Annotated in this window: 8 protein-coding genes and 1 pseudogene; 5 read left to right on the top strand and 4 right to left on the bottom strand. The window is 47.8% G+C overall.

Features of this window, described 5'->3' with window-relative positions; genetic code table 11:
• Window positions 1–270, bottom strand: a pseudogene (locus AC6R1O_RS14830) (flavodoxin); the annotation flags it as partial.
• Window positions 271–442: 172 nt separating this feature from the next.
• Between AC6R1O_RS14830 and AC6R1O_RS14825 the strand changes: the two are divergent.
• Both AC6R1O_RS14825 and AC6R1O_RS14820 read left to right on the top strand, forming a co-directional pair.
• Complete coding sequence (locus AC6R1O_RS14825) at window positions 443–916, top strand: CreA family protein (RefSeq protein ID WP_334551908.1); 474 nt, start codon at window positions 443–445, stop codon at window positions 914–916.
• 245 nt (window positions 917–1161) lie between these two features.
• The gene (locus AC6R1O_RS14820; protein WP_500631267.1) at window positions 1162–2466 is read left to right on the top strand and encodes an inosine/guanosine kinase; all 1305 of its coding nucleotides are present in this window, start codon (window positions 1162–1164) and stop codon (window positions 2464–2466) included.
• Between the two features lie 131 nt (window positions 2467–2597).
• On the opposite strand, the gene AC6R1O_RS14815 is transcribed toward AC6R1O_RS14820, so the two are convergent.
• Window positions 2598–3212, bottom strand: a complete 615-nt coding sequence (locus AC6R1O_RS14815; RefSeq protein WP_500657294.1) for a beta-phosphoglucomutase family hydrolase — start codon at window positions 3210–3212, stop codon at window positions 2598–2600.
• A gap of 151 nt (window positions 3213–3363) precedes the next feature.
• Here AC6R1O_RS14815 and AC6R1O_RS14810 point away from each other — a divergent pair, with 151 nt between their 5' ends.
• Complete coding sequence (locus AC6R1O_RS14810; protein WP_500657293.1) at window positions 3364–5124, top strand: methyl-accepting chemotaxis protein; 1761 nt, start codon at window positions 3364–3366, stop codon at window positions 5122–5124.
• Window positions 5125–5190: 66 nt separating this feature from the next.
• On the opposite strand, the gene AC6R1O_RS14805 is transcribed toward AC6R1O_RS14810, so the two are convergent.
• Both AC6R1O_RS14805 and AC6R1O_RS14800 read right to left on the bottom strand, forming a co-directional pair.
• Window positions 5191–6228, bottom strand: coding sequence for a tetratricopeptide repeat protein (locus AC6R1O_RS14805; RefSeq protein ID WP_487901470.1), 1038 nt, complete (start codon window positions 6226–6228; stop codon window positions 5191–5193).
• Window positions 6229–6232: 4 nt separating this feature from the next.
• Window positions 6233–7552 (bottom strand): anaerobic sulfatase maturase, encoded by a 1320-nt coding sequence (locus tag AC6R1O_RS14800; RefSeq protein WP_500657292.1) that lies wholly within the window; start codon window positions 7550–7552, stop codon window positions 6233–6235.
• 134 nt (window positions 7553–7686) lie between these two features.
• Between AC6R1O_RS14800 and AC6R1O_RS14795 the strand changes: the two genes are divergently transcribed.
• Both AC6R1O_RS14795 and AC6R1O_RS14790 read left to right on the top strand, forming a co-directional pair.
• Entirely contained in the window at window positions 7687–8457 is a 771-nt protein-coding gene (locus AC6R1O_RS14795; RefSeq protein ID WP_500657295.1) for a formylglycine-generating enzyme family protein, read from the top strand.
• A 21-nt stretch (window positions 8458–8478) separates the two neighbouring features.
• Window positions 8479–10167, top strand: coding sequence for an alkaline phosphatase family protein (locus AC6R1O_RS14790; RefSeq protein WP_500657291.1), 1689 nt, complete (start codon window positions 8479–8481; stop codon window positions 10165–10167).
• Window positions 10168–10304: the final 137 nt, after the last annotated feature.

Below are 10304 nucleotides of genomic sequence, written 5' to 3'. Positions count from 1 at the left end.
CTCCCTGTCTTGTTGGCTTTGCCACTGTTTGGCCTGTTGCAAGGCAAACATCACGGTCATGCGATGAAAATCCGCCACAAACACATCTTGCTCACTGAATTCGTCTAGAGACAACTCACTGAGATCAAGCAAGTGTGTCTCTCGCTCTGAAGCGCGTGCTTGATAAAGTTCGTGCCCTTTGAGGCTCTCTGGCGTTGGAAATTCAACGTCCACTTGGCTGGCAAGCCATTGGTTTTTCATCTCGGTGATGGCAGAGGCGGTATTGGGCATGGGATATCTTTTAACGTCATGAGTCTTATCGTCATGAGCTTAACGATAAGATCATGATGCGACAAGTTTTTCATTGAACTATTGGCTGCTTGAGCATAAAACAGATAAGCTTGGTTCATAATTAGCTCGACAATCACAAAACTCAACCATTATTTAAGAAAGGATAGCGGCCATGCGGATAAAATTACTTGGCGTTGCCATGGCTTCACTGCTGCTCACCGCGTGTGATAGCAACGAAGTGGGTGACGTTTCACTCGGTCTATTTACATTGAAAGACATTAAGATCACCTCACTGCAAGATGAGGTGGTGACAGGCGTGACCTGCCACATCGCATCCATTGAAGCGAATCTTAGCCTCTCCGATCCAAGCGACAGTTCCATTTCATGCCGTCAAACCGGCGAAATCACCACGGATATGATTGCAAAAATCGATAAGAGCGCGTCGGGTGAAGTGGTGTTCAAAAAGTCAAAAAGCATCTTCTTCAAAACCATGAAAGTGCGCCGCATCTACGATGCCGACACACAGTCCCTCCTCTATCTTTCGTACACAACCAAAGAAACCGAAGGTAGCTTCAAACACAGTCTGTCGACCGTGCCACTTTGGGGTACCGATGCGTATGTGGAGGCCCCTGTCGCTGCACAGTAATTGCGCTAATCACACGCAGACTGACCCGCCCTATATCCAAGTCATGCTAGGGGTGGGCAGGCTTAAGGCGAGCTGTTTTGGCTCGCCTTATTTCTTAAATCAACAGCCGACTTTAAGCCAATCTCGACTGTCTCCCTGTCCGACATGTTTCTTTGATCAAAATCTCATTGTTATGTAATTTTTATGAAATTTGAAAGACACTTCTGTGTTAAACTGGCGAAAATTTTTTACTGTCCTTTTTGAGCATGAAATTTCCTGGCCAACGTAAATCTAAGCACTACTTTCCTACTGACAATCGCGATCCATTGATCAATCAGATGAAGCAAGCACCGAAGCTCTACCGCCCTATCGTGGTCGGTGTCGGTCAAACCATCGTTGATATTGAAGCGCGCGTCGATGATGATTTCCTCGCTAAATACGAGCTGAGCAAAGGACACTCACTCGTACTCGAAGAGGACAAAGCCGATGCGCTATATCAAGAGCTGGTGGAACGCGAACTGATCACACACCAATACCCCGGTGATACCATCGGCAACACCCTACACAACTACTCCGTGCTTGCGGACAGCAAATCGGTGCTGCTGGGTGTAATGTCGAAGAACATTGAGGTTGGCTCCTTTGCCTATCGCTATTTGTGTCGCACGTCCTCTCGTATGAATCTCAATCATTTGCAAATGGTCGAGGGATCGATTGGCCGCTGCTATACCTTGATCTCTGAAAATGGCGAACGTACGTTTGCTATCAATGAAGGTCACATGAATCAGCTGCGTCCGGAAAGCATTCCTGAAGAGGTGTTTGATAAAGCCTCGGCACTGGTGGTCTCTTCTTACCTAATGCGCGGTAAGCCAGAAGATCCGATGCCAAAAGCGGTCGCACGTGCAATTGAAATCGCCAAGCAAAAACAGGTGCCTGTTGTGCTGACCTTGGGTACCAAGTGGGTGATTGAAGGCAACGCGGCGTGGTGGCAAGAGTACATCAAAGAGAACATTTCAGTGATCGCGATGAACGAGGAAGAAGGCGAAGCGCTTACCGGTGAGAAAGATCCTCTGCTCGCGGCTGATAAAGCGCTAGAATGGGTCGACCTCGTGCTGTGTACAGCGGGGCCTATTGGCCTTTACATGGCGGGCTACACCGATGAATCAGCAAAGCGTGATACGGAACTACCGCTATTGCCGGGCAACATCGCCGAGTTTAATAAGTATGAATTTAGCCGCGCGATGCGCAAACAAGACTGTCTGTCGCCTTTGAAAGTTTACTCGCATATTGGTCCGTACCTTGGTGGTCCACTCGAGATCAAAAACACCAACGGCGCAGGCGATGCGGCATTATCAGCCTTGCTCCATGACATGGCAGCCAACAGCCACCACAAGATGAACGTGCCCAACTCGTCTAAACATGACTTGCCGTTTTTGACTTACTCATCATTATCACAGATCTGTAAGTACGCGAACCGCGTAAGCTACGAGGTGCTCACGCAACACTCGCCGAGATTGGGTCGAGCATTACCAGAGCGTGAAGACAGTCTCGAAGAAGCCTATTGGGATCGATAATGTCGCGCTAAATACAATTTAAAGTTGCGATAAACCTGCTTTAAATACGTGATAAACGCACAAGAGCTTCTTTAAATACGTAATAAACGCGAAATACTTATAAACGCGATAGTGACAAGCTATCGCGTTTTTTATTGATCGCCTTTAACTGGCGCGGGGTAAAAGACCAAGGCGTCCCCTTCCACCATGACACAATCCATTCCGCCTGCATGTGCGGCTTGACGGCCGAGATGCGTATCTTCAAACACCACACACTGAGACGGCTCTAGCTTAAGCTGCTCCGCCGCCAGTAAAAACGTATCCGGGTTCGGTTTGTGATGCTCAACATCACTGGCAGTGACAATCGCATCGAGTTTCCCGATGAGGTTCGCTTTTTCCAGCAAGCGCATCGCGCTCTGCCTTTGACTGCCTGTCCCTACCGCCAGTGGCTTTTTACCGTAGAAGTGGTCGAGAATCGCCATCGTGGCTTGTATCGGCTCTCCATGATCATCAAGGCTGCTAAATGTCGCCATCTTAAATTGCGCCACTTCGTTGGGATCTAACGTCAAGCCGTACTTGCTGTTCACTTCAGCGACGATTTTAAAACTCGGCATGCCACCTAAGCCGTGCAGCCATTCGCGCGTAAAGGGAAACTGGAAATGTTCGGCCGTCTTTTCCCACGCCAACAAGTGTGCGGGCATGGTATCAATAAGGGTGCCATCCATGTCAAAAATGAGACCTTGATACGAATGTAATAATTCCTTCATATAAAATTCACAAAGCTAAATGGGTTAAGAAACTAGTTTTTTAGTAGTAGTCATGAGTATGATTGACAAACATCTCAGTACTGAACTTGCTTGAGAGTATGCACATTACTATAACAACAATAATGAGTTACACCTTTTTTAGGAAGCAATTATGAACATAAAGAGTAAGCTCTATTCTCTAGGGGCAGTCGCCATCGTCGGTATCGGCGTGTTGTTGCTCTCCACCACCCAATTTGCCAAAGTGACCAATGAACTCAATCAAGCGAATCTACTCGTCGCTCAGCTTGAAGTCCGCTTGCTCAATTTGCGTCGTAACGAGAAAGATTTCCTGCTCAGAAAAGACGCCAAATATCTCACTTCGTTCAATGACAATATTGATAAGTTTTTAGCCAAAGAGGCAACGCTATCGACTCTCTTAAAGGCTCATGAACTGCCGTCTTCTAAACAATTACGCACAGACATCCTCGCCTATCAAAAAGGGTTTTCTAGCTTGGTGTCCGCCTTTCAGGCCTATGGTCTCAATGATGAAGACCAACTGCTTGGTCGCTACAACCAAGCGTTAGACGCCATTCGCCCATCACTCGACAGTGACCAATTGGTTCAGCTCGCCGATTTTAATGAGAAAGTGCTAGAAGGTGAGTTCGACTCTTCCTTGCTACCGCCGAATGCCTCATCACTGCTCAATGCGGCGCAAGCGCTGGTCGTTCAACACAAAAAGGTCGGCCTAAAATACAATGAGGGGCTACTGGGGCAGACACGCGGCCTGTCTCACACGGTCGAGGACCAATTTAAAAGCTTCTCTTCAGCGCTCAGTGAAAACTCGGCGCAAACCCAATCTCGCCTAGCGACCCTCAAGTTAAGTGTTACCGTGATCGTCTCTTTAGTTATCATTGGCTTTATCTGGCAAATCGCTCGCTCTATCAACACCCAAGTATCCACCTTGCTCTCTCTGATTCAGGAGATCGCGCGGACTAATAATGTCGCACTGCGTGCCAATCTCAAAGGTAAAGATGAGTTGGTCGCCATCAGTCAATACTTCAACCGTCTCCTCGATAAACTTGAAGGGCTGATTTCAGGAACTCAAGAGAAATCGGCGCATCTATCATCCACGACCGGTAACATGCATCAAGAACTGGAAAATGTCATTGTTCAGTTTAATGTCCAAGCGGATCACACCTCCACGATGGCCACATCGGTTCAAGAGATGGTGTCGACCATCAATGAGATTTCAGAAAGTACCTCAGTGGCGGTGGAGGGCGTTCATCAAGCGTCGATCAATGCACATAAAGGTCGTGAGGTGGTGGAATCCACGGTGCGTAATATTGATCAGCTGTCGAGCATTCTAGGCGAGAGCCAGACCTCTATCCAATCGCTCAACCATCACGTCGACAAGATTGGTGATGCGGTCAACATCATTCAAGGTATTGCTGAACAGACCAACCTACTTGCGCTGAACGCCGCGATAGAGGCTGCACGTGCCGGTGAGCAAGGACGTGGATTTGCCGTGGTGGCCGATGAAGTGCGCGCATTGGCAAGCCGAACGCATCAATCGACCGAAGACATCACCAAAGTGGTGAGCGCGATTCAGTCACAAATGTCCGAAGTGGTCACCAATATCGATAAGTGTAACGAGCAAGGCGCTGAGACCTTGAAAGCATCGGAAACATTGGATGCAAGTTTGGAGCAAATCATCTCCGATATGGACAACATCCAAGCCAACTCGGAGCGCATCGCCTCGGCGATTGAAGAACAAGGGATTGTGATGAATCAAGTCAGTGAATCCATCACCGAGCTCAACTCGATTTCAGAGGGCAATATGGAATCAGCCAAACTCTGTTTGCTCGAAGTCGATAACGTCTCTGCTCAAGCGATTGAGATGGACAAAGCGGTGGCGGAGTTCAAAACCAAGTAACGTACCTATTAGAGCTATGAGGTAAAAAGGCGCGCTCAACGATTGGGCGCGCCTTTTTATTTCGCTCTATTGAGTGACGTTGGCATTTTGCTTACTTCTGAGTTCATCAATGACATAGCTTGGGGCGACTTGACTTAACTCATCCATACATGGCTCGGATTTATCATGATCGTAACGGATATAAATATCACAAAGAGCATATAACTGTTCTGGAGCACCTGATATAAGGTAAGCAGTCTCAAAAGACTGAGTCGATTTTTCAATATCCAACGACTCTTGTAACACACCGTTTAGATACCAGTAGTAACTATTATCTTTCGCAAGGTTTGCGGCGATGTCCATGTCTTTCGCTGCCTGCTTTCTCTCATCTGTGCGAACCAAGGCTAACGACTTCGAATAGTACAACGCGGCGGCTTCGGGATTCAGTTCCAGTGCCTGATCCAAGATCGCGATAGCCTTATCATTCAGTTGCTGTGCACGATAGTTGTCTGCATAAGCGAGCCAAAGCTCTGTCGAGTATTGATCATTCTCTACCAAATTCACATAGATAGGCTCAGCGAGAGTCCATCGCTCTGTCCAACGGTACACGTTTGCCAGCAACAATAAAGACTCTGGATCATTTTGTTCAGCGAGACTTGTCTCAAGCTCTTTGAGCGATTCAGACAGTTGCTCTCTCTGCGATTGACTTAACGCATTGAAGTCTTGAACCAGGTTCGCACTCGCTCGTACGCGAACTATCTGCTCGGCATCGGTAAGCAAAGGAGAAACCATGCGCCAGCGATGCTCAATCGGGTATACCTGAGAGCCGACAATCGCACCATGACGAATCACAGCGCTCTCATCTTTTAAGCCACGAGCAACGGCAACGAGTGCGTTCTCACTCGGGTAACTCGCAAGCGCCATCAATGCCATTGCTCTTTCTTCATCGTCCAAACGCGTGTCTTGGGCATTGTAGGCCAATTGAACCGGATTGATAGCTTGGGTTTCCACCTGTGGCATGAGTGGGCTCGGTGCCACTGCATTCGTTTGATTAGGCGCAGCAACCACAGTGGAAACGCTCAGCGCTGCAACAAGCAATGCGATAGTTGAAAATGGACGAGTCATAATATTACCCCTTATTCAATTCATTGCGTTGTTGCATCATTTCGCGAACAACGGAGTCACTATACTTACCATGAGCGACAGGATGACGTGTTGCACGCAAGATGTACGCGATACTGCGATCGACATGTGAGAAGAACTTTTTCCAACCTGCACACAAATAATTCAAGCCAGGTTCACCTTGTGCGGTTCGAATAAAGCGATTTTTGGGACATTCACCGTAGCAAGCAAACTGGTAATCACATTGCTGGCACTGTGTCGTCAACGTACGCGATTTAGCGAAACCAAATTTTTGTTGTTCGGCGCTGTAAGCAACATCATCGATTTTTTGCTCGTGGATATTACCGATTTTGTATTCTGGGTAGACGTAATGGTCACACGCGTAAAGATCGCCGTTAGGCTCCATGGCGAGACCTTTGCCACACAACTCACCCAGAGTACACAGTGGGTTTTTACGCCCCATCCAAGTTTCAATGCTCGCTTCAAAATATTGCACGAACACTTTGCCAATGTCGTGCTTCACCCACTCGTCGAATACCGCAATCAAAAAGTTACCCCATGCCATATCCGACACACACCAAGGCTCCATCACCGAATCTTTGTGACCCGGGATCAGGCGTTTATCGCCCTGCTTGGGTTGATCTCCTGCGGACCAAGTTTGCGGCGCCGTGGTGCGGAACGTTTTTTGTTCCACAATCGGAATGAATTGGATTTGCGGTGAACGCACTTCATCACGTAAGAAACGGTAGACTTCAAGCGGGTTCTGACTAGTGAGATTATTCACGCAAGTCAAGGTAGCAAAGTTCACCTTGTGCTTGTGCAGCAGGTCAACCGCCGCCATTACTTGCTTGAATGTGCCACGCCCTGCTCGGTTGGTACGGTAAGCATTGTGCAGCATCTCCGGGCCATCAATACTTAGGCCAATCAGGAAGTTGTTTTTGGCAAGGAATGCACACCACTCATCGTTTAACAAGGTGCCATTGGTTTGCAAATCGTTAGAAATCACAATGCCATCTGGCTTGTATTTATTTTGTAGCTCAACGATTTTTTCAAAGTAGTCAAGTCCGAGCATCGTTGGCTCACCACCCTGCCAAGAAAAGATGATTTCAGGGGTATTTTGTCCTTCAATGTAAGTTTTGATGTAGTGCTCTAGCGTCTCATCAGACATTCGCGGCGAGCAGCCTTTTTTATACTCAAGCAAGTCCTGTTTGCTGAGGTAGTAACAGTATTGGCAATCGATATTACACGCTGCACCGATGGGTTTCGCCATCACATGCATGCGCTTAGACGCCTTACCTTGAAACTGTGGACCTTGAGTAATTTGCATACATCACCTTTCATCTTTTTGTGTACCACTAGTGTACTGCGGGTATTCCGTGAGTTCATGTTATAGGGGTTATAACCAAAGCTTATGTTGTAAAGTGCTACTATCAATACACTCACATTACCAGAGAACAGATGATGAAAACGAGTCTATCCCTTCTTTCTATACCTCTATTTGTGTTTACTCTTGCCGGTTGTGCGAGTATACCTGCACATCCACTCGCTGAAAAAATAAATCAAGATATGGTCTGGGTTGAGGGCGGTGAGTTTGTCATGGGGAGTGACTCAGAAACAACAACCAAAGCAGAGCGCCCCGCAAGAAGCGTGAAGGTTGATGGTTTTTACTTATCTAAATTTGAGGTAACTCAAGAGCTATTTGAGTCAGTGATGGGCTCATCATTAAGTTTTTTCAAAGACCCTCAGGTACCAGTAAACAACTTAAGTTGGCAGCAAGCCACGTACTTTGTGGAGCAGCTCAACGAAATGACGGGAGAGAACTACCGCTTACCGACCGAGGCTGAATGGGAGTTTGCCGCTCAAGGCGGTATCCACAGTCAAGGTTATACCTACGCCGGTTCTAATAATATTGATGATGTGGCTTGGTACGATGCAAACTCTAACAACCGTGCCCATCCAGTAGGTCTAAAGCAACCGAACGAGCTTGGCTTATACGATATGACAGGTAATGTCGGTGAATTTGTTATTGATGCCTTCGACGATACCTTTTATCGATTTGGTCCAACCGATAACCCTAACAACGCTCAACACAGTGACCTCGGTCTTGCACATAAATCCGTCCGTGGTGGCAGTTTCGCCTACAGCGCAAACGAGTCAGAAAACTTCCGCCGCGACTTCGCTAGTCAAACCATCATTATGTCTGACATGGGTTTGAGATTGGCGAAAGATTAACCCTACGATAAAAGGAATGGTATGAAAACAGTATGGCTTGGTGCCGCCAGTGCACTTTTGATTTCTGCACCGTTTACGGTATTGGCCGAAGGGGCCAAGCCAAAATTGGTGTTACAAGTCACCGTTGATGGTTTACGTGGTGACCTCTTAGAGCGCTACAAACAGAACTTTGGTGAGGGTGGCTTCCGCTATCTGATGGATCAAGGTACACATTATACCAACGCCCATTACCAACATGGCAACACGGAGACGATTGTGGGGCACGTGTCACTCGCGACCGGTGCACCGCCTTCTGTTCACGGTATGGTAGGTAATGTTTGGTATGATCGACAATTAGAACGACTGGTGTACAACGTCGAAGACGCGAACTACTCCATGCTCTCTGCTGGTGCTGGCGTCGATAAATCCACTGAAATAGATCCCACACAGAAAACTGCGCTGCAGGACGGTCGATCTCCCGCGCCTATCCTCGCGAGCTCTTTCAGTGATGAACTGACTGTAGCATCAAACGGGCAAGCAAAAGTTTTTTCTATCTCGATTAAAGACCGTGGTGCGATTTCTTTAGCAGGTCACACCGGGAAAGCATTTTGGTTCTCTAAATCGCAGTCTGAGTTTGTCACCAGTGACTACTACTACGATCAATACCCAAACTGGGTGTCACGCTGGAACGAAAAACAGATCCCGAACCAGTATAGTGGCCAACGCTGGGAACTCAGCCTAGAGCGCGATCAATACACATTGGATGAGATCAGCCAAGAGAACAAACTAGACTTGGCGGGATTCGCTCGCACCTTCCCTCACCCATACGGGCCGTCAAGCTTTAAATATTTCTCTACCATGCTAACAGTGAGTCCAGCAGGTGATGAAATTACGGGCGATTTTGCCCAGACCCTGCTGCGTCAAGAGCGCCTTGGACAAAGTGGCTTTACCGATTATCTCGCGGTGAGTTTTTCTTCGAACGACTACGTAGTCCACCTGTACGGACCTGACAGCCTAGAAACCGAAGACAACTTGATTCGTTTAGATCGCACTCTGGCAAAACTATTTAAAACCGTCGATGACCACATAGGTCTGGAGAACACACTGATTGTCCTTTCAGCTGACCACGGTGTGCCTGAAGTGTCACCAAACGCTAGCCAACTCGGTTTTCGTCAAGCAAGCTACTTTGATGTTAACAACATCATCAATGACAACGTGTTAGCAAGATTAAAGAACGAGTTCGGTTTAGGTAAAGAAGCCGTACGCCTTTACGCGCAACCATACATCTATCTTGATCACGACGTGATTGCGAAGAAGAAAATCGCACTCGCGGACGTACAAGCCGCTATTGCTGAAGAAGTTCGCAAAGTGGAAGGCGTTGCTTATGCGGTCACATCAAGTGACGTAGCAGCGAACCGCCTACCCAATACGCGTGTCTTTGATATGGTGAAAAACAACTACCACCCAGATCGCTCTGGTGATGTGTACTTGGTGTTCGCACCGCGCACCTACATCAACGACATGGATGGCCTCACCATCGCATCAACCCACGGTTCACCTTGGCGTTACGACACTCACGTTCCGGTGATCTTTGCTGGCCATCAGGTACCGGCTCAAGTCGTCAACCGCGACGTGACGCCTTACGACATCGCACCAACGTTGTCTAACTACTTAGGCATCACCCTACCGAGTGGCGCCACTGGGCATGTGCTAACGGAAGTGAAGAAGTAACCGTTCAAGAACTCTAAAGAAAAGGGCTTGCATTGAAGCCCTTTTAAATTTGGCATAAAGCACTAATACCCTAACGCCTTCACCGCCTGTTTCAACTGCGTTCTTAACCATTCGTGTCCGCTTTCTTGAGTGCGGCT

The sequence above is a fragment of the Vibrio sp. R11-SG3-ISO3-SZ genome (assembly GCF_059834345.1).
This window is presented reverse-complemented; position numbering and strand designations above follow the sequence as displayed.